Source organism: Bradyrhizobium sp. SSBR45G, assembly GCF_030159255.1.
GTDB lineage: Bacteria > Pseudomonadota > Alphaproteobacteria > Rhizobiales > Xanthobacteraceae > Bradyrhizobium.
Window position 1 is genome coordinate 227613 of record NZ_BSCT01000001.1, and the last position, 24935, is coordinate 252547.

24 protein-coding genes are annotated in these 24935 nt (G+C 66.2%); 10 read left to right on the forward strand and 14 right to left on the reverse strand.

Going from position 1 to position 24935, the window contains the following annotated elements; genetic code table 11:
• The first annotated feature begins 1400 nt into the window (after nucleotides 1-1400).
• Together QQL87_RS01050 and QQL87_RS01055 are read left to right on the forward strand one after the other, a co-directional pair.
• Nucleotides 1401-2408 carry a serine hydrolase domain-containing protein gene (locus QQL87_RS01050; protein ID WP_284416225.1) on the forward strand — a complete coding sequence of 336 codons (1008 nt, stop codon included), beginning with the start codon at nucleotides 1401-1403 and terminating at the stop codon, nucleotides 2406-2408.
• A gap of 9 nt (nucleotides 2409-2417) precedes the next feature.
• A complete protein-coding gene (locus tag QQL87_RS01055; protein ID WP_284416224.1) occupies nucleotides 2418-2948 on the forward strand; it encodes a 2'-5' RNA ligase family protein in 531 nt (176 codons plus the stop codon).
• Between the two features lie 46 nt (nucleotides 2949-2994).
• Here the strand turns inward: QQL87_RS01055 and QQL87_RS01060 are convergent, their stop codons facing one another.
• Nucleotides 2995-3549 (reverse strand): hypothetical protein, encoded by a 555-nt coding sequence (locus QQL87_RS01060; RefSeq protein WP_284416223.1) that lies wholly within the window; start codon nucleotides 3547-3549, stop codon nucleotides 2995-2997.
• Between the two features lie 127 nt (nucleotides 3550-3676).
• Here QQL87_RS01060 and QQL87_RS01065 point away from each other — a divergent pair, with 127 nt between their 5' ends.
• The 3 genes from QQL87_RS01065 (at nucleotide 3677) to QQL87_RS01075 (ending at nucleotide 7339) form a co-directional block, all read left to right on the forward strand.
• Nucleotides 3677-4471 (forward strand): NYN domain-containing protein, encoded by a 795-nt coding sequence (locus QQL87_RS01065; RefSeq protein ID WP_284416222.1) that lies wholly within the window; start codon nucleotides 3677-3679, stop codon nucleotides 4469-4471.
• 506 nt (nucleotides 4472-4977) lie between these two features.
• Nucleotides 4978-6774 carry an NAD(P)/FAD-dependent oxidoreductase gene (locus QQL87_RS01070; RefSeq protein WP_284416221.1) on the forward strand — a complete coding sequence of 599 codons (1797 nt, stop codon included), beginning with the start codon at nucleotides 4978-4980 and terminating at the stop codon, nucleotides 6772-6774.
• Between the two features lie 256 nt (nucleotides 6775-7030).
• Nucleotides 7031-7339: a hypothetical protein gene (locus QQL87_RS01075; protein ID WP_284416220.1), complete on the forward strand. Its 309-nt coding sequence runs from the start codon at nucleotides 7031-7033 to the stop codon at nucleotides 7337-7339.
• 262 nt (nucleotides 7340-7601) lie between these two features.
• On the opposite strand, the gene QQL87_RS01080 is transcribed toward QQL87_RS01075, so the two are convergent.
• The 3 genes from QQL87_RS01080 to QQL87_RS01090 all read right to left on the reverse strand — a co-directional run bounded on the left by QQL87_RS01080 (nucleotide 7602) and on the right by QQL87_RS01090 (nucleotide 10292).
• Nucleotides 7602-8372, reverse strand: coding sequence for a DUF6968 family protein (locus QQL87_RS01080; RefSeq protein ID WP_284416219.1), 771 nt, complete (start codon nucleotides 8370-8372; stop codon nucleotides 7602-7604).
• Nucleotides 8373-8457: 85 nt separating this feature from the next.
• Nucleotides 8458-9678, reverse strand: a complete 1221-nt coding sequence (locus tag QQL87_RS01085) for a lytic murein transglycosylase (RefSeq protein WP_284416218.1) — start codon at nucleotides 9676-9678, stop codon at nucleotides 8458-8460.
• 47 nt (nucleotides 9679-9725) lie between these two features.
• Nucleotides 9726-10292, reverse strand: coding sequence for a MarR family winged helix-turn-helix transcriptional regulator (locus QQL87_RS01090; protein ID WP_284416217.1), 567 nt, complete (start codon nucleotides 10290-10292; stop codon nucleotides 9726-9728).
• Between the two features lie 53 nt (nucleotides 10293-10345).
• On the opposite strand from QQL87_RS01090, the gene QQL87_RS01095 reads away from it, so the two are divergent.
• Together QQL87_RS01095 and QQL87_RS01100 are read left to right on the forward strand one after the other, a co-directional pair.
• Nucleotides 10346-10813, forward strand: coding sequence for a carboxymuconolactone decarboxylase family protein (locus QQL87_RS01095; RefSeq protein ID WP_284416216.1), 468 nt, complete (start codon nucleotides 10346-10348; stop codon nucleotides 10811-10813).
• A gap of 59 nt (nucleotides 10814-10872) precedes the next feature.
• Nucleotides 10873-11055 carry a hypothetical protein gene (locus QQL87_RS01100; RefSeq protein ID WP_284416215.1) on the forward strand — a complete coding sequence of 61 codons (183 nt, stop codon included), beginning with the start codon at nucleotides 10873-10875 and terminating at the stop codon, nucleotides 11053-11055.
• A gap of 161 nt (nucleotides 11056-11216) precedes the next feature.
• On the opposite strand, the gene QQL87_RS01105 is transcribed toward QQL87_RS01100, so the two are convergent.
• From QQL87_RS01105 to efp, 4 genes are all read right to left on the reverse strand, one after another.
• Entirely contained in the window at nucleotides 11217-11930 is a 714-nt protein-coding gene (locus QQL87_RS01105) for an outer membrane protein (RefSeq protein ID WP_284416214.1), read from the reverse strand.
• A 326-nt stretch (nucleotides 11931-12256) separates the two neighbouring features.
• The gene (locus QQL87_RS01110; RefSeq protein ID WP_502871119.1) at nucleotides 12257-12517 is read right to left on the reverse strand and encodes a hypothetical protein; all 261 of its coding nucleotides are present in this window, start codon (nucleotides 12515-12517) and stop codon (nucleotides 12257-12259) included.
• Between the two features lie 79 nt (nucleotides 12518-12596).
• The gene (locus tag QQL87_RS01115; RefSeq protein ID WP_284416213.1) at nucleotides 12597-14213 is read right to left on the reverse strand and encodes a M23 family metallopeptidase; all 1617 of its coding nucleotides are present in this window, start codon (nucleotides 14211-14213) and stop codon (nucleotides 12597-12599) included.
• 50 nt (nucleotides 14214-14263) lie between these two features.
• Nucleotides 14264-14830, reverse strand: a complete 567-nt coding sequence (gene efp, locus QQL87_RS01120) for an elongation factor P (protein WP_284416212.1) — start codon at nucleotides 14828-14830, stop codon at nucleotides 14264-14266.
• Between the two features lie 138 nt (nucleotides 14831-14968).
• On the opposite strand from efp, the gene epmA reads away from it, so the two are divergent.
• From epmA to QQL87_RS01135, 3 genes are read left to right on the forward strand one after another with little or no spacing between them, the layout of a single operon-like run.
• On the forward strand, nucleotides 14969-16021 hold the full coding sequence (gene epmA, locus QQL87_RS01125) for an EF-P lysine aminoacylase EpmA (RefSeq protein ID WP_284416211.1): 1053 nt from the start codon (nucleotides 14969-14971) through the stop codon (nucleotides 16019-16021).
• Nucleotides 16018-17112: a lysine-2,3-aminomutase-like protein gene (locus QQL87_RS01130; protein WP_284416210.1), complete on the forward strand. Its 1095-nt coding sequence runs from the start codon at nucleotides 16018-16020 to the stop codon at nucleotides 17110-17112. Before epmA ends, QQL87_RS01130 begins: the two co-directional genes overlap by 4 nt.
• Nucleotides 17113-17148: 36 nt before the next feature.
• On the forward strand, nucleotides 17149-17403 hold the full coding sequence (locus QQL87_RS01135; protein WP_284416209.1) for a hypothetical protein: 255 nt from the start codon (nucleotides 17149-17151) through the stop codon (nucleotides 17401-17403).
• Between the two features lie 45 nt (nucleotides 17404-17448).
• Here the strand turns inward: QQL87_RS01135 and QQL87_RS01140 are convergent, their stop codons facing one another.
• From QQL87_RS01140 to QQL87_RS01165, 6 genes are all read right to left on the reverse strand, one after another.
• A complete protein-coding gene (locus QQL87_RS01140; protein WP_284416208.1) occupies nucleotides 17449-18534 on the reverse strand; it encodes a 3-deoxy-7-phosphoheptulonate synthase in 1086 nt (361 codons plus the stop codon).
• 231 nt (nucleotides 18535-18765) lie between these two features.
• Nucleotides 18766-19353, reverse strand: a complete 588-nt coding sequence (locus QQL87_RS01145; protein WP_284416207.1) for an HdeD family acid-resistance protein — start codon at nucleotides 19351-19353, stop codon at nucleotides 18766-18768.
• A gap of 126 nt (nucleotides 19354-19479) precedes the next feature.
• Nucleotides 19480-20508, reverse strand: coding sequence for a PrsW family intramembrane metalloprotease (locus QQL87_RS01150; RefSeq protein ID WP_284416206.1), 1029 nt, complete (start codon nucleotides 20506-20508; stop codon nucleotides 19480-19482).
• Nucleotides 20509-21146: 638 nt separating this feature from the next.
• Nucleotides 21147-22451 carry an MFS transporter gene (locus QQL87_RS01155; RefSeq protein WP_284416205.1) on the reverse strand — a complete coding sequence of 435 codons (1305 nt, stop codon included), beginning with the start codon at nucleotides 22449-22451 and terminating at the stop codon, nucleotides 21147-21149.
• A 24-nt stretch (nucleotides 22452-22475) separates the two neighbouring features.
• Nucleotides 22476-23954 carry an NAD(P)-binding domain-containing protein gene (locus QQL87_RS01160; protein ID WP_284416449.1) on the reverse strand — a complete coding sequence of 493 codons (1479 nt, stop codon included), beginning with the start codon at nucleotides 23952-23954 and terminating at the stop codon, nucleotides 22476-22478.
• Entirely contained in the window at nucleotides 23954-24931 is a 978-nt protein-coding gene (locus tag QQL87_RS01165; protein ID WP_284416448.1) for a LysR family transcriptional regulator, read from the reverse strand. Before QQL87_RS01165 ends, QQL87_RS01160 begins: the two co-directional genes overlap by 1 nt.
• Nucleotides 24932-24935 lie beyond the last annotated feature (4 nt).

The window sequence follows — 24935 nt, forward strand, 5'->3', positions numbered from 1 at the left end:
GCAGATCCGGGACCCATACGCCGCAGCAGATGTCGTGAGGACGAGATGCCCATTGCGATCGTGCCTCGCACGTCTCCCTGTGGGTATGGATCCCGGGTCGGCGCCCCACGCGCTGCGCGCGCGTGGCTTGCCCGGGACGACAGCGGAGCGTGTGACGCGCATCGTGGCTCGCATGACCGTTCGATCTCGCCGCGGCGGATCGTAGCCCGGCGATGAACAGGTCGCAGCAACATCCACGGTGTCGTCCCGGACAAGCTTCGCCGACGCTTGCGTCGGCGAAGCGCCGATCCGGGACCCATACGCCGCAGCAGATGTTGTGAGGACGAGACGCCCATTGCGATCGTGCCTCGCACATCTCCCTGTGGGTATGGATCCCGGGTCGGCGCCCCACGCGCTGCGCGCGCGGCTTGCCCGGGACGACAACGGAGCGTGTGACGCGCATCGCGGCTCGCATGCGTCTTCGAACTCGCCGCCGCGGATCGTGGCCCGGCGATGAACAGGTCGCAGCAACATCCACGGTGTCGTCCCGGACAAGCTTCGCCGACGCTCGCGTCGGCGAAGCGCCGATTCGGGACCCATACGCCGCAGCAGATGTCGTGAGGACGAGACGGCCAATGCGATCGTGCCTCGCACGTCTCCCTGTGGGTATGGATCCCGGGTCGGCGCCCCACGCGCTGCGCGCGCGTGGCTTGCCCGGGACGACAGGGGAGCGTGTGACGCGTATCGTGACCCGTATCACCATCGCAAGCATGACCGTTCGATCTCGCCGCGCAGATGCGCCCGAGTGATGCTTGATCGAGGCCCTCATGGAAAGGAGAGGGCGCAGGGAATGCCGGGTGAAGGCCCCACCCATGGCCCGCCTGCAAACAAAAAGCAGGCGGCAGTCACCACAGGTCAGGCCGATCAACCGGCATTCCCTGCGCGGTGGGTTTAACGCTTATACGCGCTCTCCCCGGTGTCCGGCTTGATAGCCACCGTCGCCGGCGGGATCATCATCACCCGCCAACTTGGCGCCAGCCTCGGGGCGCCAGGACCACGCGATTTCACGTCCGCAACCTGCCGTTCGCCGGCGCGCCATCACAGCACGCTGCGGCACGATCGCGGCCACCGCATCCCGCCCTCCACGTTCATGACGATCGCGAAGCGCCCCTCTCATGAGAGCAGGACAGCGGCATCATTTCCGATTTTCGGAATAATAGCAAGCGGAATTTTCGCACAGAGCCGGCGGCTGCGGTCATCCGACTGACATCGCGGTCGAAAATGGCAAAAGCGCACCGATGGGTGTGAGCCATTGCGATGCCCACGTGATGCGCGTCCGTCGCAGGATGATTGCCGCTGTACCATTTTCCCGTCGTCCTCTAGCTTTCTCGGCGTGTCGACCGACCGGAATGAGTGTTTCCATGCGACGTGTGTCTGCCGTGCTCACGGTTTTGCTGGTGTTGGTGTCGTCGACCCATGCCGAGCCGGGCCTGCATTGGCGAGAGGCAGGCCCGGGCGATAAAACCTGGTCTGCGGACATCTTGCGCGAGGTGCAGGACTTCGCCCGCGAACAAAAGCCGACGTCGATCATGGTGGTCAGAGACGACGAAATCATCGCGTCCGCGGGCGACCTCGGCGCCAAGGTCAATATCCGGTCCGAGCGAAAGAGCCTCATCAGCGCTCTCTACGGCATTGCCGTCGAGGAGGGCCGGATCAACCTCGACAGCACGCTTGCCGAACGCGCGATCGACGATCGCCCCGACGCTCTGTCGCCTGCCGAGAAGACCGCAACGGTTCGCCAATTGCTGATGGCGCGCTCCGGCGTCTATCATCTCGCGGCCTACGAGACGCCGCAGATGAAGCAACTCCGGCCAGCGCGCGGAAGCCATCCGCCCGGCAGCTTCTGGTACTACAACAATTGGGATTTCAACGCGCTCGGCACGATCTACCGCCAATCCGTCGGTAACGTGTTCGAAAGCTTCCAGACGCGGATCGCGCGGCCGCTGGGCATGGAGGATTTTTCGGCGAGGGATGGTCATTACCAGCAGGAGGCCTCGTCCTCACATCCGGCCTACGTGTTTCACATGAGCGCCCGCGACCTGGCGCGGTTCGGCGTGCTGTTTCTGAACGGCGGACGCTGGAATGGGGCGCAGCTGGTCCCGGCGCATTGGGTGACAGAATCCACCACGCGGCTGTCGGACACCGAGCAGACCGAACGCGGCTATGGCTATCTCTGGTGGACCTACACCAAGGAAAGCTCGGGCCTCACCGCCTTCTTCGCCAATGGCTATGGCGGCCAGCTGGTCGTCGTCGTTCCGGCGAAGCGCCTCGTGCTCGTAGAGCTGGTCGATCTCGCCGTGAACCGGCAAGGTGTCCGAACCCAGCGCGTGCTCGATCTCGTCAGCAAGATCAGCGCGTCGTTGCCGTGAGCAGCCGCCATGCCGATCGCCATCAATCTTCGGTCCGATCACCCATCTGCTGGCGAGATCGAGCGGCTGTGGGATCAGGTCGCGACGTTCGAGGACGTGCCGTCGATGCGCGAACTCGGCTATCGGCCGCACCTGACCTTTGCGATCTACGATTCGCCCGAAATTGACGCTGCGACCGCATGGCGGGCCATGCGCGAGGCCGTTGAAGGCGCTCCGGCCTTGTCGATTCAGTTCAACCGCATCCGGTGGTTTTCGGCCGCGCGATTCGTGCTCTGGGCCGAGCCCGAGATGAATGAGAGTCTGCTCCGCTGGCACGCCGCGATCGCGGCGGCGATCGATCCGGTGCATTGTCGAGACCACTATCGTCCTGGGGCGTGGACGCCGCATTGCACGCTGGGAACGCGGATCATGGACGGGCGCCACGACGACGCGCAAGCGTTCGCGCGCACGTTCGATCGGCGGTTCTCAGTCGTGTTTGACGTGGTCGATTGCGTGACCTTTCCGCCGGTGCAGATCGTTGCGGAGCGGGGGCTGCCTTAAGCCCTCGGCACGTGCCAACATCGATCCGACAGCAGCGAGACGAAGCTCAGCGCCAGGACGGCTTCGGCAGCTGAACGGGATAGAATTTCGGCGGCGGCCGATGAACGGGAGAAGGCGCGACGGCGTCCGGCGCGGAGTACAACAGGATCGCCTCGAACGGCACGTCGGGAGCTTCGGCCGCAAATCCGGAGCAGGTGAGGGGCGTCCCTCTGCAGCACCCTTCGAGGCTCAGTGTCAGCTCGTCCGGGCCGAACAGCGACGGCTGTCCGGGGGCGTGACGTTTCGTCCTGATCAGCGCGGTAAAACGATCGCCTTCCGCCTCGTAGCTTCCGGCATAGCTGAGCACGGTATCGCCGCCGCAGACCTTGCCGCCCACCAGTTGGACGATGCCCGTCCCCTGGCCTTTGGGGGTCTTGAACCAGGCGGAATAGGTGCCTTCCTTCATCATCTGCCGCAGATCCCGTCGTTGGGTCGGCGCAATCGTTGTGCGGCGCAAATTAAGGCAAGGTGAAAGCTGACGGTCGAATTGAACCAGAAGGGCGGATTTTGTTCGTATACGAATGGTCGGCCCGCGCCGGCCGTTCATCTCGACACCCGCCAAACTGTCTCACGTCCGAGCGCAATGAATCGGGGCGCCACGCCGCTCCGCCTTCCCCAGGAAATTTGCCTCGCTCGGTCGCGGAGCGCGTATAAGGGAACGCGACCAGGGTCACTTTGAGGAACATTTGATGGCATCCGAAGCTCGTTCGCCCCGTCTTGCGGTTCTCATCGACGCCGACAATGCCTCGGCCAAGATCGTGGACGGGCTGTTCGAGGAGATCGCCAAGATCGGCGAGGCCAGCGTGCGCCGGATCTACGGCGATTTCTCCAGTCCGCGCTCGCGGCCCTGGGCCGATACGCTGGCCAAATACGCCATCGTGCCGCAGCAGCAATTCGCCTACACGACGGGCAAGAACGCCTCCGACATCACGCTCGTCATCGACGCGATGGACCTGCTGCATAGTGGCCGGTTCGACGGCTTCTGCCTGGTGTCCTCGGACAGCGACTTCACCCGGCTCGCGGCGCGCATCCGCGAGCAGGGCATCGACGTGTTCGGCTTCGGCGAGCAGAAGACGCCGGAGAGCTTTCGGCAGGCCTGCCGCCGGTTCGTCTACACCGAGAACCTGCGCAGCGGGGCGGCGACCAGCAAGGATGCCGACAGTGCCGCGGCGCCGAAATCGCTGCTGCCGATCAGCGCGGCGACCCCCATGATCCAGAAGGTGATCACGCAGATGGAGAGCGAAGACGGCTGGGTCGCGCTCGGCGAGGTCGGCAAGCAGCTGTCCAATCTGGTGTCCGACTTCGACCCGCGCACCTATGGCTGCCGCAAGCTCAGCGACCTCGTCCGCAAGACCGGCGCCTTCGAGATCGAGGAGCAGTCCAAGGGCGGCGGCTCGGTGCGCATCCGCGTCAAGAAGCCGAGCGGATCGCCGCCCAGAGCCAGGACGCCGAGGTCCGGCCAGCGTGAACAGGCCAAGACGTGATCTTGCCCGCATATTGATGTCGGTTTGATAGTCGCGCTCTTGACAACAAGCGAGGCCGGGTAGGGTGGGCAAAGCCGTCGCCGAAGGCGGCAGCGTGCCCACCGTCGGGCGGCACGCTCAGCGGTGGGATGGTGGGCACGGCGCCACGAAGAGTTCACAGGTCGTGAGAGCACGGCTGCGCCTTTGCCGACCCTACGATCTCGAAGTCGTCCGTGTCCCTAAGAATCGAGCGGCGTCATGTGACTGGCGACTGCTTCCGCTTTGCGCCGATGGCGACCGAGTGCGTGCGGCTACGTCATGACGTCGCGATGGGCCACTTTCCGGACTTATGCACCGCAGCAAATCAAACGACCACCGCCTCGTGGATGGCACGCGCACCATCGTCTGGGAGCGCCGAGAGAATTGAAAAGCAAAGATCGCACGACCCGACTCTGGATTCGCGTGAGAGTTGGAATAAGGTTGCGCGAGGTCCGCATAACAATCGAAAACGATCCCGGGAGGACATCATGCTCGACACCACGGTTGCCGCTCGCGTCCAGGCTTTTCTCGACAAATTCGGAGCCGCGCTAGCGGCGGCGGATCTCGACTCCGCCGTGGCTATGTTCGCGCCTGAATGCTACTGGCGCGACCTCGTCGCGTTCACCTGGAACATCAAGACGATGGAAGGCCGCGATCAGGTCCGCGACATGCTTGGCTCCTGCTTGGCGCGCGTGAAGCCGCGCCACTGGACAATCGCCGAGGGTGAAACGCCAACCGAAGCTGACGGCGTGACCGAGTCCTGGATCTCGTTCGAGACCGAGCTCGCGCGCGGCTATGGCCTGATCCGGCTCCAGAACGGCCAGATTTGGACGCTCCTGACGACGATGGTCGAACTGAAAGGTCATGAGGAGAAGGCCGGCTTCACCCGGCCGCTCGGCGCCCGGCACGGCGTCAATCCCGGGGCCAAGACCTGGAAGGAATTGCGCGACGAGGAAACCGAACAGCTCGGCTTCACCACCCAGCCCTACGTGCTCATCATCGGCGGCGGCCAGGGTGGGATTGCGCTCGGCGCGCGGCTGCGTCAGCTCGGCGTGCCCACCATCATCATCGAGAAGAACGCCAGGGCCGGCGATTCCTGGCGCAACCGCTACAAGTCGCTCTGCCTGCACGATCCGGTCTGGTACGACCATCTGCCCTATATCGACTTCCCGAAGAACTGGCCGGTGTTTGCGCCCAAGGACAAGATCGGCGACTGGCTGGAGATGTACACCAAGGTCATGGAGCTGAACTACTGGACCGGCACCACGGCCAAGCATGCCGCATGGGACGACGCCAAAAAGGAATGGACCGTCGTCGTCGAGCGCGACGGCAAGGAGATCACGCTCAAGCCGAAGCAGCTTGTCTTCGCGACCGGCATGTCGGCCAAGCCGAACATGCCGCAGCTCAAGGGCATGGACAGCTTCAAGGGGGAGCAGCACCATTCCTCGCGCCATCCCGGCCCCGACCGCTACAAGGGCAAGAAGGTTGTTGTGATCGGCTCGAACAATTCCGCGCATGACATCTGCGCCGCGCTGTACGAGGCGGGCGTCGACGTGACCATGGTGCAGCGCTCGACCACCCATATCGTGCGCTCGGAGTCGCTGATGGAATCCCTGGGCGATCTGTATTCCGAGCGCGCGGTCCGCGGCGGCATGACGACGGCGAAGGCCGACCTGATCTTCGCCTCGCTGCCCTACAGAATCCTCAATCAGTTTCAGAAGCTGGTGTACGACAAGATCCGGAAGGACGACGCCGAGTTCTACTCGGGGTTGGAGAAGGCCGGCTTCCGGGTCGACTTCGGCGACGACGATTCCGGGCTCTTCATGAAGTACCTGCGCCGCGGCTCGGGCTACTACATCGACGTCGGCGCCTCGCAGCTCATCATCGACGGCAAGATCAAGCTGGTCGCGGGCCAGGTCGAGGAAATCACGCCTGACGGGGTCAGGCTCGACAACGGCGAGGAGCTGCCGGCCAATGTGATCGTCTACGCCACCGGCTACAGCTCGATGAATGGCTTTGTCGCCGATCTCATCAGCCGGGACATGGCCGACAAGGTCGGCAAGGTCTGGGGACTCGGCTCGAATACGACCAAGGACCCCGGCCCTTGGGAGGGCGAACAGCGCAACATGTGGAAGCCGACGCAGCAGGAGGCCCTATGGTTCCACGGCGGCAATCTGCACCAGTCGCGCCACTACTCGCAATTCCTGTCCCTTCAGCTGAAGGCGCGCTACGAAGGCCTGCCGACGCCGGTCTATGGCCTGCAAGCCGTGCACCATAAGGGCTGAGATTGCTGCGGTGGCGCGGGCTCGTATGGTCGAGGTCAGCTCAGGGTCATAAGCGACCCTGAGGCACTCACGCAACTATCATCAGGTCGGCCCCCGAGAGGACATTCTCAGCGCCGCTCCGGAAGGTCCGGGATGGGCCAATTCCAGACGATGCGCTGCAGTCTCTCAAGCTTTCTTAATTCTGGTAGATGCTGTTTTACGCGCCGCGCAGTAGGTAAGGGCGACTGGCGGATAAACGATTTTGGATGAGTGTGCGATGTTCGATGACAATGTAACGATCAAAATCTTGCTCGCGTTCGTGGCGGCCGCCGCTACGGCACTCCGACTCGTGCTCGCCGACGGAAGAATGCGGCGTTCGCAACCAAGCTTGTCGTTCGCTGCCGATACATGGGCAACAGAGAAATTTGGCATCTGGTGGGCAGGAAGAGGAGTGATGGTTTTGGCAATCTTCGCTGCCGGGATCGGTTTTGCCTTTCTCGGTACGGGAAGTTCTGCTGGTTCCTTGATTCTCTCGGGTTTTTCAGTTGTGGCAACCGCCCTGGAATTTACTCGTAGTAAAATGTAGCTGCAAGCTTCCGCCGATGATCCCATGTCCGCTTCGGGTCAAAAGCTGGCGTAAGCAGCTCCGGCGGTTCACGTCCGATCGATCCCCAAGAGCAGACGTTCTCCGCGCCGCTTCGGAATGTTCGGTATGGGCCAGAAGTGCAAAGCGGCCGCCGCAGGAGGCGGCGTGCCCACGTCGGGTGACGTGATGAGCAGCGGGATGGTGGGCACGGCGCCACTCCGACCTCGAACGCGGCGAGAGCACGGCTGCGCCTCTGCCCACCCTACGGCCTGTACTCCGCCATCAACTTGTCCATGAGGTAGCGATGGGCCTCCGGCTTCGCCGCGGGCGGACAGAATGAGATGAAGGGCAGGTTGGCGTCTCCCGCTGGTGCGCCGTCCGCTGGGGCGGCCAAGTGGTGCTCGTGCTCCTCCAGATGTTTGCAGATTTTGAAAAGGCCAAGATACAAGGCCTTGAATGAATCTGTCCCGTTGATCGCCTGTTCGAAAGGGCTGCCCAAGCCGCGAACTTCAATATCACAGTACCAGGAAATCGGTCCGGCACATCTGGGCGCGGACATTCTGGCAACGACGGGGGCGTCCGTCGTCGTGTCGCGCAGCACGCGCTCGGCGACGACGTTGGTCATCTTGGTCTCGGATACGTCTTCCGGCTGCACTGACGAGACCGGTCCAGGCAGGGCGTCGAGCAACTCGCTGTCCTTTTGCTTGATGAAGCGCAAGGCTTCGATCCGTGTCTGAGGAAAAGAGCAACTGGCGATCAGGGGAATGTCACTGTCCCCCGGCTGACCATCCAGGAACGCCAGGCCTGCCTCCTCGCCTGCCAGGAGCTTGCAAAGAAATTGCAGCCCCAGACACAGCGCCTGAAACGAGTCGATCCCGATGATCCGACTGTCGACCGGGCGCTCCAGGCCGTGGATTTCGACCCTGCAATGCCACTCGGACTCGTCGACACATTCAGGCGCGAACAGGCGTGCGACGACATCGCTGTTCGTCGCAACGTTGCGGTAGGTGCGCTCAGCCACGATCGTGGTCATGGTCGGCTCCTGTCGATCCGTTCTTTAACAACAAGACGATGAGCCACGACCGCGTGCTCATCAGCACGGCGCGCGGCGACGTCGCTCAGCCGCCCTGCCTGAGCTTCGCGAGCACCTTCAGCCCGCCATAACCGTCGGCCGGGATGAGGCCGGCCTTGGCCTGGAAGTCGCGGATCGCCTTCATGGTGTCGTTGCCGACGCGGCCGTCGGTGCCGCCGGTGTCGAAGCCGGCCGCCGTCAGGCGCTTCTGCATCTCCTGCACCTCGGCCAACGTCAGCGCGCGCTCGGAGCCGGGGAACGGCTGCAGGAAGGGCGGGGAGCCGGTGATGCGGTCGCCGAGATGGCAGATCGCGAGCGCGTAGCTCATCGCCGGATTATAGGACTTCACCGAGTAGAAGTTCGGGCCCAGCAGGAAAGCGGGGCCGCCCTCGACGGGAATCCACAGTTGCGCCGTCGCGTTCGGCTGCGGGAACGGCTGGCCATCGGCGCGGCTGACGCCGGCCGCCTGCCAGGCCGCGTAGCTGCGGCTGCCCGACATGTTGCCGGGCGCGCGCACCTCGTAGCCCCAATGCTCGCCGCGATGATATTTGCCGCGGTTGACGAGATAGCGCGCGGTCGAGCCGAGCGCATCGTCGGGCTTGCCGAACGGGTTGATCTTGCCGTCGCCGTCATAGTCGAAGCCGACATTGAGCCAGACCTCGGGCATCCACTGCGTGTGGCCCATCGCGCCGGCCCAGGAGCCGCGCATCTCCTCCGGCGTGCTCCAGCCGCGGTCGACGATTTTCAGCGCGTTGGTGAGCTCGGTCTCCCAATAGGCCTTGCGGCGCGGCTCGTTCCAGGCGAGCGCGGCGAGCGCCGGAAATACCGGGCGCATGTGGTTCTGCTGCACCAGCGGATCGCCGAACGCGGACTCGACGCCCCATAGCGCGAGAAGCGTGCCGCGCTCGACGCCAAAATCCTTCTCGATGCGCGTGAACAGCGCCTCGTTTGTCTGCAGCGCCACCTTGCCGTTGATGACGCGCCAGTCGGAGACGCGGCGGTTGATGTACTGCCAGAGCTGCTCCTTGAACTCCGGCTGATTGCGCATCTCCTTGAACACGGTCATGTCAGGCTCGAGCCGGGCCATGACGCGGGTCCAGGTGGCCTGCGAGATGCCCTTGGCGAGCGCGCGGGCGCGAAAGCCGTCGCGCCAGGTCTCGAATTCGGCGGGCGCGGCCGAGGCCGGCATGGCTGGGACGAGCAGCGCGGCGGCGCCGATGCCGGAGCGGAGCAGGGCGCGGCGGGTCGTGGAATCGGGCTGGGTCATGCCACCATTCTAGCCGCTGGCACCGGCTGAAGGCAGGCCCCGAACGTTCAATCCTGATGGAACTCGGCGGCCACCTGCGCCAGCCAGCGGCGGACGGTGACGAGCTCGCGCTTGCCCAGGCTGCCGGCCAGCCTGCGCTCTACCGCGGCGGCCTTGAGACGCGCCCTAGCCAGCAGCGCGAGGCCATGGCGGGTCAGGTTCCACTGCAGCACCCGGCCATGGACGGGATGCGGCGTCTTCCGGATGGCGCCGTCGCGTTCCAGGTTGGCAATGATCACGTTCACGGTCTGCGGCGTCAGCAGCGCGATGCGGGCGCAGTCGGCACCGGACAGGCCCGGATAGGCCTTGAGCATCGTCAGCACCACGAATTGCGGATGGGTGAGGCCGGTCGAGGTCAGCGCGCGGTCGAGCGACAGCCGCGCCGCCGCCTGCGCCTGGCGCAGCAGGTAGGCGAGGTGGCCGTCCTCGCCGCGCTTGCCCTCGCCCGGGAGCGGCGCAGAGGCCGGGGCGGCATTCGTCCCCGATGGGCTGCGCGACCGGGCCGCGCGCGCTGTCGTCGGCGCAGGACGGCTCGGCGGTCGGCGCGGCGTCGATCGGGAGGCTGTCTTGCGCATGATATCAGAGCTCTGATAAGTTGTCAGACAGCTGATAACATACGAGATGAACCATGTCACATGCGCGCAGCGAATACACGAATTTCAGGAGCCAGGCACCGGAGCTCTACGACGCCATTCTCGCGGTCAGCCAGCAGGCGGCCAAGGCCGGAATCGACAAGCAGCTGCTCGAGCTGGTCAAGATCCGGGCGTCGCAGATCAACGGCTGTGCGTTCTGCGTGCAGCATCATTTGCTGCTGGCCGAGAAGCTCGGCGTCTCCGCGGACAAGATCAATCTCGTCGTGGTGTGGCGCGAGGCGCCGCAATTCTCGGCGCGCGAGCGCGCGGCGCTGGCCTTCACCGAGGCGCTGACCAAGCTGGACGGCGGCGTGAGCGACGAGGTCTATGGGCAGGCGCGCGCCGAATTCTCCGAGACGGAGCTGGTGTTCCTGACCTCGGCGATCGGCGTGATCAACCTCTGGAACCGCTACGGCGTTGCCTTCCGTTGGACGCCGGCGGAGCGTCCGGCGCGGCCGGCCTGAGCGGCGGGAACCGCCGAGGCCGGATGCGAGTTGTGCATCCCAAAGCAGAGGAGGCGCGCATGACGGAGCCGAACCAGCCGCTCGAGCCCGATGATTTCCCGCTCGAGGCCGAGAAGGAGCGCATCTGCCGCCAGGACGGCAAGCCGATCGCGCGAACCGACACCGAGGCGATGGCGCATGACATCGCCGAGCGTCTCAACGCCGATGAACAGCGCCGCGAGGAGGACAAATGGTCGGCGTGATCCGCCTCGGCTTGAACAGGATGACTCGTCCGACAGGGATCGCCGCGCCTGTCGACTGAGACCAGGTGATGATGCGTTTCCACGGAAACGCATCACGATCGCATCTACTTATCTGAAGCTGATCGTTTCGGAAAACCGGCTTCCACGTTCCGGATCAAGCTCTAGAAGCGGTAGTTCAGGCCGACATGGACCTCGTTGATGCGGTCCTTCAGGCTTCCGGTCGCGAACGCGTTGCTGGCGGGGTCTGTCAGCCTGAACGCGTTGTCGCCGAACGAATAGTAGTTGTACTCGAAGTTCACCGACCAATGCTGCGCGAATGCCCATTCGACGCCTGCGCCCGCCGTCCAGCCCGTCACTGTCCTTGTGCCCCTGGGATCGAAGGTCGGTCGTCCCGGAAGAGTGAACACGATGTCGGATTTTTCGCGCGTCCAGGCCGCACCGCCTCTGGCATAGCCCAGCCAGCCGCTTGCGAAACCGTAGCCGAGGCGCGCTGTGGCGGAGGCCAGGAGATCATTGCGCACCGTGAAGTGCGTGGGCACGGTCAGGCCCGTGTTCAGATCCGTCAACCGGCCCGGTGTGTCGCTCTTCAAGCCCAACCAGGATGCGCGCCCCTCGATCCCGATCACCCATGGCGATGCGAGCTGATAGTCGCAGCCGATCTGTCCGCCCGCGGCAGCGCCGACGGAACTGAAATCGCCAGAGCTTCGGATCTTGTCGTCGCTGATCGCTGCGCCAAGCTGACCGCCAACGAAGCAGCCGGTCCAGGAGAAGCTTGCGGCCGAAGGCGGCGTCGCAGCAGCCTTGAGCGGAAGATCCGCTGCCTGCGCGCAAGTCACGGTGGCCAGAGCCGCCACGATCGACCCGATTTTCAACATGATGCCCCCAAAAGCCGCCCGGCGTTTTCGGGGTTTTTTCATGTCCGAATGGACTGCGACACATCAGCGCGGTTGTGACGAAATGTTTCCGAGGTTGTGTGGCTTCGCAACGACACGTTCATCCGCCGTCCGCAAGCCGCCCTCCTGTTCGGAGGTCGGGACGCAACGAACGATGTTGACCTCTGGCGTATCGATGGGGACGGCGACCGACCAGTGCGACTGATCGGAGCTGCATGTTCGCGGCGCCATGGGCGACGAGATTGACGGAGCTCATCGCGCGCCAAGCGAGACGTGGACCCGCTGACCGGATCACTCCGCGCAGCGGCTCAAAACGGATTGGCGGGTTGCGCCCGCTTGGGGCCTTCGGGCTTGGGCTCGACGGTGAGGCTGGGATCGGTCGGCATCACGCGGGCGCCGGCGGCGCGGGCGGCCTGGCCGGTCGCCGAGAGCCGTGCCTGCTCGGCGGATTTGATCTCCGGCGGATGCCAGCGGTCGCGCACCAGCATGGTCAGCGCGCCGACGCATCCCAGTGCGATCGCTGCGGAGACCAGCGCGGCTCCGATCCTGCTCTGGGGCTTGGCTGTCACGATCCGTCATCCTCCCTGTGGGAAGACAACAAGCAGCGGCGGGAATGGGTTCCGGGCCCTGTCGGCTGCGCGGGCGCTGTCAGTTCGGTGTGCGCGCTGCGGCGGCGTCGGCCTGCGGACCCGCGGCCGGCGGAAGCGTCCCCGTGGTGACCGGAGCAACAGACGAGGAGACCATGTCCATCCCGATCTCGCGGCCGCGGCCGCCGATCAGCCGCTCATAGGCGGCGATCAGGGTCATGTAGGGATTGACCCAGATCCAGCCGTCGCGGGTGAACAGCTGGACGTCGAAATGCAGATGGCGCGTGGTGCCGTTGGGATGATCGAGATAGTTCGAGACCACGCCGATCGGCTCGCTTTCGCGCAAGGCCCGGCCGTTGAGCAGGCCGTCATTGTCCATCGCGGTCGGGTTCATGTGCATGTAGCGGAAGCGGATGTGCTCGGTGCCGCTGTTGACCTGGATGGTGACGGCCTGCTGTTTGCTGCTGCGAATGACCACGCCGTCGCGGACCGCGAGCACGCGCTGCCGCCATGGATCGCAGCCATCGGCGCCGTCGCGGCGCACCGGGCAGGCGCCGGGCCTGAGGTCCTGGCCCTGATGGCCAAAGCCGCTGGCGCACTGGCCGACATTGAAGCTGCGGGCCTCGCAGAAATTGTCGCGCCAGGGATACTGGCTCCAGGGCTGGTCGAGCTTGTCGCTGGCGCGGCGGCGGCCGAATGATTGCGAATGCACATAGGCAGGCCAGTCGAGCGGAAAGCGGATCTGCGAGTAGGCGGTGCGATCGGCGCGCCCGCTCTGGCCGCGCGCGCCCGAGTTGGCGACGATGTCGCCGGCCGGGCGAAAGCTGAAGTCGGCATCGAGCGCTACGGGCCGCTCCGTCGCCACCGGGGTGATCTCCGGCGGCAGGCGCTGCGGCTGGCCACCAGCCACGTGCAGCGCCTTCAGGAATCGCTCGGCGATCGGATACGCCTCGCGGCAGGCCAGCCGCTTCGGCCGCGGCGCGCTGTCGAGGCACTGGATCGAGACCACATAGGGCACGCCGAAACGCGTGAAGGCATAGCGGACATAGCCCTCGCGGATGAAGCGCCGCAGGTCGGGATATTGCGCGGCCAGCGCCTTGACGCTCTCGCCCTTGCCGCCGGCGGGATCGGCGACGTCATAGGTGATGCCCGATCCGGTGATCTGGATCTCGACGGGCTTGGCGAAGATGCGCGACGGCAGGCCCGAGGTCACCTCCGGCGGCAGCGAGAACACCGCATCGTAGCCGGAGGGGCCGGCATCGAACAGATCGGTCTGGAAGTCGGCCTGGTAGCGCGGCAGGGCCTGCTGCTCGATCGGGCCCCTGCGGCGCGCGCCGAGAAAGGCGGTGGTGTCGAACGGCAGCAAAACGGGGACCGGACTGCGTCCGATCCCCGTGAAGATCATCGAGGTCACGCCATTGAGCTGGACCAGCGCGGGCCGTCTGCGCGGGTCATCGGCTGTGATGCCGTGCCGGCGGGCCGTCAGCGCGACATCGGCCGCGACCTCGGGCGCCACTGTCAGCTCGGAGCGAAGCTGATCGAGCGCTGCGCGCCAGTCGGCGCGATGCAGGGTGATAGTGGGGGGCGCAAAGGCATCGGCCGCACGTCCGATCGACGACGCGGCCAGCGTGATCATCGCCGCCAGGGCGGCGGTGATAAAGGTGATGCTTGCCCCCAACCCCCGCGCCCCCCGGCGTCAGCTCATGCCATTGCTTCGCGCATCATGCGTCAGTCCTTGGCGCGCTCGCAATAGGAGCCGTCCTCGGTCATGACGACGATGCGGGTGCCCACCGTGATGTGCGCGGGCACGCCGGTGCGGACGCCGTTGGAGAGCACGGCCGGCTTGTAGGACGACGACGCGGTCTGGCCCTTGGTGACCGGCTCGGTCTCGACGACCTCGAGCGTGACGCGCTGCGGCAGCGTGATCGCCACCGGCACCACGTCGTGCATCGACAGCTTGACGGTCATGTTCTCCTGGAGATACGCCGCCTGCGTGCCGACCACGTCCTTCGGCACCTGGACCTGATCGTAGCTTTCCGGGTTCATGAAGTGGAAGCCGTCGGCATCCTCGTACAGGAAGGTGAAGTTGCGCTCTTCGATCGTTGCCTTCTCGACCTGGTCGGTGGTCTTGAAGCGCTCGGAGATCTTCACGCCGTCGCTGATTCGGCGCATTTCGATCTGGCTGACCGGGGTGCCCTTGCCAGGATGGATGTTCTCGGCGGTCACGACGACGTAGAGCTTGCCGTCTTGCTCAATGACGTTACCCTTGCGAATAGAGCTGGCGATGACTTTCAAAGCTGTTTTTCCTGATCTTGGGGCCCGGCAACGGGCAGAGCCGGGCGGCGGTCGGACGCCGGGTGCGGTTTCGGGGCGCAACATACTGATTTTGTCCGGCGTTGCCAGTGTTTTGCGGCGCCCATGGGCGATCGCCTGATGTCATCAGAGCCATCTCCGTCGCCGTGGTGGTCACCCCAGCGGCATGCCGACGTCAGGCCGTTCCTGCAGGCCCGGGCTGCGATCATGCGCGGCTTGCGGGCCTGGTTCGAGGAGCAGGGCTTTGCCGAGGTCGAAACCGGCATCCTGCAGGTGTCGCCGGGGAACGAGACCCATCTGCACGCGCCGGCCACCGAGTTGACGGGCTGGGATGGAGTCCGGCAGCGGCGGTATCTCAGGACCTCGCCGGAATTCGCCTGCAAGAAGCTGCTGGCGGCCGGCGAGCGCCGCATCTTCGAGTTCGCGCGGGTGTTCCGCGACCGCGAGCGCGGCGACCTGCATCTGCCGGAATTCACCATGCTGGAATGGTACCGGGCCGATGCGCCGTATGATGCGATCATGGCCGATACGGTGGTGGTGATCGCCCATGCCGCCCAGGCGACCGGAATCCGACAGTTTTCCTTCCGCGGCCGGACCGCCGATCCGTTCGCCGAGCCCGAACTGCTCACCGTCGCCGCCGCGTTCGACCGCCATGCCGGGATCGATCTGCTGGCGACGATCCACGACAGGACCGGCGACCGTGACGCGCTGGCGGCTGCGGCCCATGGCAGGATCCGGGTCAGCGCTGATGACACCTGGTCGGATCTGTTCAGCAAGGTGCTGGTCGAGCATGTCGAGCCGCATCTCGGGCAGGGGCGCTTGACGGTGCTGTTCGAATATCCGACGCCTGAAGCCGCGCTGGCGCGGGTCAAGGGCGGCGAGCCTCGGGTCGCCGAACGCTTCGAGGTCTATGCCTGCGGGGTCGAGCTCGCCAACGGCTTTGGCGAGCTGACCGACGCGGCCGAGCAGCGCCGCCGCTTCGAGGAGGAGATGGCGGAGAAGCAGCGGCGCTATGGCGAGCGCTATCCGCTGGATGAGGATTTCCTCGCCGCTGTGGCCGAGATGCCGCAGGCGAGCGGCGTCGCGCTCGGCTTCGACCGCCTCGTGATGCTGGCGGCCGGCGCGGTCAGGATCGATCAGGTGGTGTGGACGCCACCGGCAGGTGAGCGATGAACAGGATCGAACGTCCCACGACGTTGCGCAGCGCAGCCGATCTGGTCGCGCAGGGCCTGGCTGATCCGAGCCAGCAGGCTGCGCTCGAGCGCGTGGCCGAGCGCTATGCCGTCGCGGTCACCACGCATCTCGCCGACCTCATCGACACCGATGATCCCGACGATCCCATCGCGCGCCAATTCGTGCCGTCAGCTGACGAGCTGGTTGCCGCTCCCGGCGAGCGCGGTGATCCGATCGGCGACGATGCGCATGCACCGGTGCCGGGCATCGTGCACCGCTATCCCGACCGCGTGCTGCTCAAGCTGGTCCATGTCTGCGCCGTCTACTGCCGCTTCTGCTTCCGCCGCGAGATGGTCGGGCCGGGCAAGGACAATGCGCTGTCGGAGGACGCCTATCGCGGAGCGCTCGACTACATCCGCTCGCATGGCGAGATCTGGGAGGTGATTCTTACTGGTGGCGATCCGCTAATGCTGTCGCCGCGGCGTCTGAAGGAGATCATGGCCGATCTCGCCGGTATCGATCACGTCAAGGTCATCCGCATCCACACACGGCTGCCGGTCGCCGATCCCCAGCGGATCACGCCGGCGCTGGTCGATGCGCTCAAGGTCGCGGGCGCGGCGACCTGGGTCGCGCTGCACGCCAACCATCCGCGCGAGCTGAGCCCGGACGTGCGGGCCGCCTGCGCGCGGCTGGTTGACGCCGGGATTCCCCTGGTCAGCCAGTCGGTGCTGCTGCGCGGCGTCAATGACGATGCCGCGACCCTGGAAGCCTTGATGCGCGGCTTCGTCGAGACCCGCATCAAGCCGTATTATCTGCACCATGGCGATCTCGCCCCGGGCACCGCGCATCTGCGCACCACGCTGGCGCAGGGACAGGCGCTGATCCGGGCGTTGCGCGGCCGCGTGTCCGGGCTGTGCCAGCCCGACTACGTGCTCGACATTCCCGGCGGCCACGGCAAGGCGCCGGTGGGGCCGCAATACCTCACTGCCGAGGATTCTGTTGAGCAGGATCATGCCGCAGCTGCGCAAAGGCGCTATCGTGTGATTGACTATTGCGGCGAGGCGCACCTCTATCCGCCTGCTGGCGACTGACATGGTCGGCCGATTCCGCTGACACGGAGGAGCAACATGAAAAAACTTGCGATCGCGATGGGGCTCCTGATCCTGGTCGCCGATGGCGCGACGCTGGCGCAGAGCGCCGGCGGCTCCTCCGGCGGCGCGCGCGGGACATCCTCGCCGGAGGCGCCGCGAGGACACCGCCAACCGCGCCCGAGCGATCTGCCCAAGGCCGAGCAGGCCGCCGAAGACAGCTCGATCAGCGGCATGAGCAAGGAAGACCGCGAGCTCGACCGCAAGATCAAGAGCATCTGCCGCGGCTGCTGAGCGCGGCGCGCGCGAGAGGCGCGCCACGCCGTTGATGCGATGGGCTCACGCCGAGCGTTCGCGAGCCGCCTGCTTCCGCGCGGCCCGCCGCGCCGCGACCGCGTCGGCGAGCTGCTCCAGCACCTCGACCGTCGTGTCCCAGCCGATGCAGCCGTCGGTGATGCTCTGGCCGTAGGTCAGCGGCACGCCGGGCTTGACGTCCTGCCGTCCCGCGACGAGATGGCTCTCGATCATCACGCCCATGATGCGCTGCTCGCCGTTGGCCAGCTGGCCCGCGATGTCGGCGGCGACGAGCGGCTGGTTCTCCGGCTTCTTGCTCGAATTGGCGTGGCTGGTGTCGATCATCAGCCGCGCCGGCAGGCCCGCCTTGACCAGCTCGACGGAGGCCTGCTCGACATGCGCGGCGTCGTAGTTCGGGCCGTTGCCGCCGCGCAGGATGATGTGGCAGTCCTCGTTGCCGGTGGTCGCCGCGATGCCCGAGCGGCCGCCTTTGGTCACCGCCATGAAATGATGCGGATGGGCGGCCGATTTCACCGCGTCGGTGGCGATGCGGATGTTGCCGTCGGTGCCGTTCTTGAAGCCGACCGGGCACGACAGGCCGGAGGCGAGCTCGCGATGGATCTGGCTCTCGGTGGTGCGCGCGCCGATCGCGGCCCAGGCGACGAGGTCCGCAATGTATTGCGGCGTCGTCATGTCGAGGAATTCGCATCCCGCCGGCAGGCCGAGATTGTTGACCGCCGAGAGCACGTTGCGCGCGAGACGCAGGCCCTTGTTGATGTCGAAGGAGTTGTCGAGACCGGGATCGTTGATCAGGCCCTTCCAGCCGACGGTGGTGCGCGGCTTCTCGAAATAGACCCTCATCACGATCTCAAGCCGATCACTGAGGCGTTCGCGCAGGGCGGCGAGGCGGCCGGCATAGTCGATCGCGGCGTCGGGATCATGGATCGAGCAGGGCCCGACGATCACCAGCAGGCGATCGTCGCTGCCGGTCAGGATAGCGTGGATCGCATTGCGCGCGGCCATCACCACCCGGGTGGCAGTGAGGGTGCGCGGAATCTCGCCCATCACCTCCACAGGCAGGCTCAATTCCTTGATTTCCTTGATACGAAGATCGTCTGTGGTGCTCAGCACGGCGGGCTCCTGCGTGTCTTGATGGGCACCTGCCGGCCATAAAAAAAGCCGCCAGGTCTGGCGGCTTGTTCGGATATCTTGCTGCAATGTGTCAGATTGAGCGCGATCCTCCCGCCGCCAGCGAGCTGTCGTAGCTAAAGTACCAATAATAGCTGGTGGCGAGGTTGATCATGAGCGTTCTATAGCGGCCGGGCCGCCGCTTGTCATCCCGAAAAATCGCGGCGCGCGGCCTCAGGCGTTCCGCGCCGCGAGCGCCATGCCGATCATCGACAGGCCGCCGAACAGCAGGTTGATGCCGACCAGCAGGCCGATCGCCCAGGTCGCCGTGCCCGGCAGGCCGGAAATGATGATGCCGGCGATGCCGATGTCGACGACGCCCGAGATCGCCAGCCACGACCAGCGCCCGGACAATTCGCGGCGGTGCTCCAGCGCATACATGATCGTGGCGACGCCCTCGGCGAGGAAATAGACGCCGATCACGACGGTCAAAGTGACCGTGCCCTGGATCGGCTGCGCCACCAGGATGATGCCGGCGATGATCGCGAGGGCGGCCGACAGCAGCGACCACCAGAAGCCCGGCATGCCGCGCGCCCAGAAGGTGAGCGCGAGGCCTGCGATGCCCGAGATCAGGAACATCCAGCCGAGAAAGATCGTGACCGCAAGGCTCGCGAGGGGGGTGAGGATCATCGCGAGCAGGCCGAGACCGGCGAGCAGGATGCCTTCGAACAGGAAGGCCTTCCAATGGGCGCGGACGGTCGCGCTCATCTGCGACTTGATGCGCTGGATCTCGGGTGGAATCGTGTCCTGGGGCAAGGTCATGCTCAATCACTCCCGGCAAGATCGCGCGCTGGACGCCGCGCCGCCTGCCCACGCAGATGGTGAGGAACCTCAGCCTGGACAAGCCGCGCGCAGCGTTTCGTTGCATCGCCGACCCGCGCCGCGGGTTTACGCCGTGGTCCGCATGCGGTTGCGGCCGAAAACATAGACCGTCGTTGTGACAATCAGCAGGGCCACGCCGAGCAGGATCGCCGTGAGCCCCAGGGGAACCAGGACGCCCGCGACGTTGCGGTCGGGGTTGAGCAGCCAGTGCCGGATCGAGGTCAGGACGAAGCCGAGCCCGATGAAACCGGCGGCGCCGCCGAGCAGCAGCAGCGCCCACATCCTGCGCAGCTGGCTCAGCCGTGCCCGCGCCATTTCGGTTCGAGGCGTATGGTGGTGGGCGACCCGGCGCACCAGCCGCACGGCGAGCCCGATCGAGGAGAAGCCGATCAGCACGCTGGCGCTCCCGAGCCAGAGTCGCGAGGTCGGATCCAGACTGGACGCCCGCTGCAGCAGCAGCAAGGGATAGTCGAACGCCGCATGCAGCATCACCGGGGCCGCCAGCACCAGCGCCCAGCTCGACAGCCGCGCCCAGTCGCGATTGTGCCGGTTGGCCCCGAGCGCCGTCGAGGTGCGCGCGATCGCCAGATAGGCCCCGGCGATGATGCCGAGCGCGCCGTGGAAGGGCACGGTGAGCACGCTGCGCAGGATCGCCAGCGAGCGCCACATCTCGGCATGCTGGACGAGGTAAGCGAGGTTCTCGTAGGCCGCAAAGCCCAGACCGACGGCTGCGCCATAGAACACCGTGTCCATGGCATTGCCGACCTGGCGGCGCCGCGACCACAGCGCCGCGATCACCGCAACCTTGGCGATTTCTTCCGGCAGGGCGACGCTGAACAGCGCCCGGGCTGCCTGCGCGATCCAGGGATTCTCGATCGCCAGCCCGACGTTCTGGAACGGAATCCTGACGATGCCGAGCAGCAGCACGCTGGCCGCGCCGAGCAGAAAGGCGGTCCAGATCTTCAGGGGCGGCCCGGAATTGTCACCCGCCGCGACCACCAGCCAGAGGATCAGCAGCGCAGGCGCGATCGCCGCGGTGCCGATCACGGTCGCAAGAGCTTCAAGCAGGTTTATCTGCGATGGCAGGTAGGCCATGGTCTCCAATCATCCAATGCCGCCGCGGAACCAGTTCTTAGCCTTCCGCGCATGCATGGATTTGACATTGGTCGCTGGCCGCGGGGCAAGACCTACATGTCGGCAGGATCAGCCGTGCATCAAGGCGGTCGCATGGGCCGATTCGAGGGCCGCCGCGCGCGCACAGCCGCCTTAGCGCGACCTTGAACCTCGCGGCGTGGGGCCGTCGCCGTCACGGGCCGGCGTCCGCGGCTCGACTGGCGTCCAGCCGTCGGTGCGCGATGGCGTCGGTGCCTGGGCTGTGGTCGGCGTCTCCACGCAGCTCAGCCGCGGGGTTGGATCGGCGACGCGCCGGCACTCCAGCCCCTCGGCCAGCGCGGCCTGGCTGGCGACGCATGCAATGAACAGGATCGGAACTAGTCTCATAAAGCCCCCGCAGCCATGAAGCTGAGCCGTCGCATCCGTCGATCAGCGAGGCTTCTCACGTCTTGCCGCGAAAAGGTGCATTTTTTTGGCCAATCTCGCCTTCAATTCGAAAAAGCGCTCAGATCCGGGCGGCGAACGGGTCGCACCGGCGCTGATTGCCCTCTCAATTGACGCGAGATCGGCCGCAATTGTCCGCATGGGTTGCGTTCTGCGGCGGCGGGAATCGATGTGCGTCAGCTGCCGGCCGATACGGTCTCCGGGACGACGACCGAGTCGCGCGGATCACCGCGCATGGCCAGCACGGCGAGCAGGCCGATGCCGACCCCGATCATGACGTAAAAGATCGGCGCCAGCGGCGAGCCGGTGAGCGCAATCAGCCAGGTCACGAAGAACTGGGCGAAGCCGCCGGAGATCAGCACCGCGACATTGTTGACGATCGACAGCGAGGTGGAGCGGACGCGCACCGGGAACAGCTCGACCAGCGTGGTACAGTAGACGCCGAGGAAGAAGGCGCTGAAGCAGCCGATCACGACCTGGCTGACCAGCAGCCTGGCGATCGACGGTGCCGCGATGACCCAGGCATAGAGCGGATAGAGCAGCACGAAATAGCCGAGCAGCGAGATCAGCAGCAGCGGCTTGCGCGGGTAGCGGTCCGATACGGCACCGGCGATCGGCACCACGATGGTCATCACCACCGCCGCGATCAGCTGCACCAGGAAGCTCTGCATCAGCGGCAGCTTCAGCACCTCCTTGGCATAGGTCACGGTGTAGCCGAAGGTGACGTAGAACGACACTGCGCTGGCCACCACCATGCCCATGCCGATCAGATAGTTGCGGCCGGGATGCTTCAGCGCGGCCACGAAGGGCTCGCCATGGCTCGTTGATTTGACGCGCACGAACGGCTCGGGCTCGACCAGCCTGGCGCGCATCACGAACAGGATCGGCACGATCGCGAGCCCGACGATGAAGGGAATGCGCCAGGCGCCCGCATTGATCTGCTCCGGGGTGAAGATCATGGTGATGCCGGCGCCGAGCGTGGCGCCGAGCGCATTGGCCATCAGCTGTCCCGCGATCTGCCATGACCCGAAGAAGCCGGTGCGGCCGGGAGGCGCGGCCTCGATCAGATAGGCGGTCGAGGTGCCGAACTCGCCGCCGACCGAGAAGCCCTGCAGCAGGCGCGCGATCAGCACGATGAACGGCGCGGCGAGGCCGGCGGTTGCATAGGTCGGCGTCAGCGCCAGCAGCGCGACCGACAGGCCCATCAGCGCCATGCCGAGCGTCATGGCCGCCTTGCGGCCGTGCCTGTCGCCGACATAGCCGAGCACGAGGCCACCGACCGGCCGCATGAAGAAGCCGGTGCCGAACAGCGCCGTCGTCAGCAACAAGGCGTTCAGCTCGGTGGCCGGCACCTTGGGGTCGACCGGGAAGAACAGGTTCTTGATGACCGGCGTCATCAGCGCGAACACCGTGAAGTCGTACCACTCCATCGCATTGCCGGCGATCGCCGCCACCATGGCCGTCCTGCTCTTCGACTGCATCTGCGCGGGTCCCTCTTGATCGGGTCAAATGGAGGTGGTGGAGACGGGCTCGCGCTGCGCATCCGCGTCGGCATCGGTCCATTCGTCGCCGTGGATCTCGGGAGTCGCGAAGGCCTTCAGATTGGCGAAATGCAGCTCGCGGTCCTCGACGAACAGCCGGCGGACGATGCCGCGGGCGAGCCGGTCGGCGCCTTCGCTGATCGCGGGAATGTCGCCGGACAGCTTGCCGTGGCTCAGCGTCGCCGGATAGTTGAAGCCGTGAAGCCGCGACAGGGCAGGGCACGTGCCCGGCACCTTCTCGAGAAACTCGAAGCTGTCGCCGAGATCCGGCGAGCTCGACAGCTCGTCATTGGCCATGCCGTCCGGCGCCGGGAAGCGGTCGCGCCAGAACCGGATGTGGGGCGCGAACGCGCCGAGCTCGGGTCGCAGCGCGAGGTCGACCTTGAAGCCGGTGCCGAAGATGATGAAGTCGGTGGCGTAGCGGCCCTTCGGCGTGGTGACGACGACGTGGCCGTCACGCTGCTCCAGCGCCGAGATCGGGCTGGCGAGATGGAAACGGGCCTGCGGAAATGCCGACACGCGCAGCACGCTGGGGCGCGGCGGCGGCGTCTGCGCGCCGATCGTGTGATCGAGGAAGCGCCACTTCCAGTCGTCGGACAGGCCGGCGAAGCCGTGCACGACGCCCTGGCTGCCGATGCCCGTGAACTTGTTGACGCGCGGAATGTCGGCGCGGCGGATGAACAGGTCGAGCCGTGCGGCGCAGGCTTCGAGCGCGACCGCCGCATTGTCCATGGCCGAGGCTCCGGCGCCGACTACGGCGACACGCTTGCCCTTCAGGCGGTCGAAGTCGATCGCATCCGCGGTGTGGGCCCAGAAGCGACGATCAATGGGGGCCGCGATCTCCGGCACGAACGGGCCGCCGAGCCCGTCGCGGCCGGTGGCGAGCACGACGTGGCGGGCGAGGATCTGGCGCGATCCGTCGGGACTGCGGATGTCGACGGCGAGCAACTGGTCAGGACGCGGTTCGATCCGCTCGACCGTCACCTCGTTGTGCACCGGCAGCTCCAGCACCTTTCGGTACCAGACGAGGTAGTCCATCCACAGCGTGCGCGGCGCGCGGTCCAGACGCTGCCACGCCTCGGCCCCGTACTGCGCCTCGTAGAAGGCGCGGAAGGTCAGCGCCGGCAGGCCCATCGCGGGGCCCGTCAATTCCTTCGGGGATCGCAGCGTGAGCATGCGGGCATAGGTGACCCAGGGGCCCTCCTGGCCGGCGCTGGCGCGATCGAGCACGATCTGGTTGTCGATGCCCAGGCGCTTGAGCATGGCGGAGGCCGCGAGGCCGGCCATGCCGCCGCCGACGATCACGACATCGCGCACCGGGACGCCGTCTACGGTGCGGCGGGGCACCCAGGATTTGGCCGGCCATTCCAGCCACGCCAGATCCTGGCGCAGGCGCGCTTCGAGCGCGGCGAGGCCAGCCGCGTCGGGACGGGGTTCACTCATCATGCGGTTCTTTCGACTTGGACGACCTCGTCGGCGGCCTCGGCAAACGCCGCGGCGCCGTCATGAAGCCGGGCGCCGGGCATCAGGCGCGCCGCCGCGCGCAGCGCCGCGTTGAGCGCGGCGACGGTCGGCGTGAGCTCGCGCCCGGCAGGCGTGATGGCGGCGAACAGAAACGGAATGGCGACATCGAGCTTGCGCGTCACGATGCCGGTCATCTCCAGATGCGAGGTCAGCACGGGCTCGACGATCGCGACCCCGAGCGACTGCCGGGCCATCGCCACCGCGTTCAGCGAGGCGTTGGTCTCGATCACCTCCTGCGGCCTTATCCCGGCACGCTCCAGCGCCTCCTCGACGCGGCGGCGCAGCCGAAATGGGTTCGCCATGGTCAGGAGGCGGCGGCCGCCGAGGTCTTTCAGGCGGATCACCTTCTTCTTCGCGAGCGGGTGATCGGCGGCCACGCAGGCGACGCAGGGCACCTCGCAGACCCACTGCACGTCGAGGCCGGGATGCTGGATCGGCAGGCTGGCGAGGCCGAAATCCGCAGACTGCGCCAGCACGGACTGCACGACATTCTCGGCCGACAGCGACTGGACGTGCACATGGCGCGGCAGCAGGTCGCCGTTCATGGCGGCCAGCGCGGCCGGCACGACGCCGGCGGCGAGCGCGGAGATCGCGGCGAGGCTGAGCACGGGCAGGGCGCCGGCGCCGATCGCGCTGGCGCGGGCACGGATGTGCTTGAGGCCGAGCAGCAGCCGCTCGACCTCGGCATGGAACAGCACGCCCTTCGGCGTCGGCGCGATGCGCGGGCCGTTGCGCGTGAACAGCAGATAGCCGACGTCGGTCTCGAGATCCTGGATCTGCCGCGTCACCACCGGCTGCGAGCGGCCAAGCAGGCGCGCGGCCGCGGTGATGCTGCCGGCGGACATCACGGCGGAGAAGGCTTCGAGCAGCCTGATATCGATCACGTCATCATGCATTCCT

Coding starts and splice junctions, on each gene's coding strand:
- QQL87_RS01050 (WP_284416225.1), top strand. CDS start 1,401: ATGCGACGTGTGTCTGCCGTGCTCACGGTTTTGCTGGTGTTGGTGTCG.
- QQL87_RS01055 (WP_284416224.1), top strand. CDS start 2,418: ATGCCGATCGCCATCAATCTTCGGTCCGATCACCCATCTGCTGGCGAG.
- QQL87_RS01065 (WP_284416222.1), top strand. CDS start 3,677: ATGGCATCCGAAGCTCGTTCGCCCCGTCTTGCGGTTCTCATCGACGCC.
- QQL87_RS01070 (WP_284416221.1), top strand. CDS start 4,978: ATGCTCGACACCACGGTTGCCGCTCGCGTCCAGGCTTTTCTCGACAAA.
- QQL87_RS01075 (WP_284416220.1), top strand. CDS start 7,031: ATGTTCGATGACAATGTAACGATCAAAATCTTGCTCGCGTTCGTGGCG.
- QQL87_RS01080 (WP_284416219.1), bottom strand. CDS start 8,372: ATGACCACGATCGTGGCTGAGCGCACCTACCGCAACGTTGCGACGAAC.
- QQL87_RS01085 (WP_284416218.1), bottom strand. CDS start 9,678: ATGACCCAGCCCGATTCCACGACCCGCCGCGCCCTGCTCCGCTCCGGC.
- QQL87_RS01090 (WP_284416217.1), bottom strand. CDS start 10,292: ATGCGCAAGACAGCCTCCCGATCGACGCCGCGCCGACCGCCGAGCCGT.
- QQL87_RS01095 (WP_284416216.1), top strand. CDS start 10,346: ATGTCACATGCGCGCAGCGAATACACGAATTTCAGGAGCCAGGCACCG.
- QQL87_RS01100 (WP_284416215.1), top strand. CDS start 10,873: ATGACGGAGCCGAACCAGCCGCTCGAGCCCGATGATTTCCCGCTCGAG.
- QQL87_RS01105 (WP_284416214.1), bottom strand. CDS start 11,930: ATGTTGAAAATCGGGTCGATCGTGGCGGCTCTGGCCACCGTGACTTGC.
- epmA (WP_284416211.1), top strand. CDS start 14,969: ATGTCATCAGAGCCATCTCCGTCGCCGTGGTGGTCACCCCAGCGGCAT.
- QQL87_RS01130 (WP_284416210.1), top strand. CDS start 16,018: ATGAACAGGATCGAACGTCCCACGACGTTGCGCAGCGCAGCCGATCTG.
- QQL87_RS01135 (WP_284416209.1), top strand. CDS start 17,149: ATGAAAAAACTTGCGATCGCGATGGGGCTCCTGATCCTGGTCGCCGAT.
- QQL87_RS01145 (WP_284416207.1), bottom strand. CDS start 19,353: ATGACCTTGCCCCAGGACACGATTCCACCCGAGATCCAGCGCATCAAG.
- QQL87_RS01150 (WP_284416206.1), bottom strand. CDS start 20,508: ATGGCCTACCTGCCATCGCAGATAAACCTGCTTGAAGCTCTTGCGACC.
- QQL87_RS01155 (WP_284416205.1), bottom strand. CDS start 22,451: ATGCAGTCGAAGAGCAGGACGGCCATGGTGGCGGCGATCGCCGGCAAT.
- QQL87_RS01160 (WP_284416449.1), bottom strand. CDS start 23,954: ATGAGTGAACCCCGTCCCGACGCGGCTGGCCTCGCCGCGCTCGAAGCG.
- QQL87_RS01165 (WP_284416448.1), bottom strand. CDS start 24,931: ATGCATGATGACGTGATCGATATCAGGCTGCTCGAAGCCTTCTCCGCC.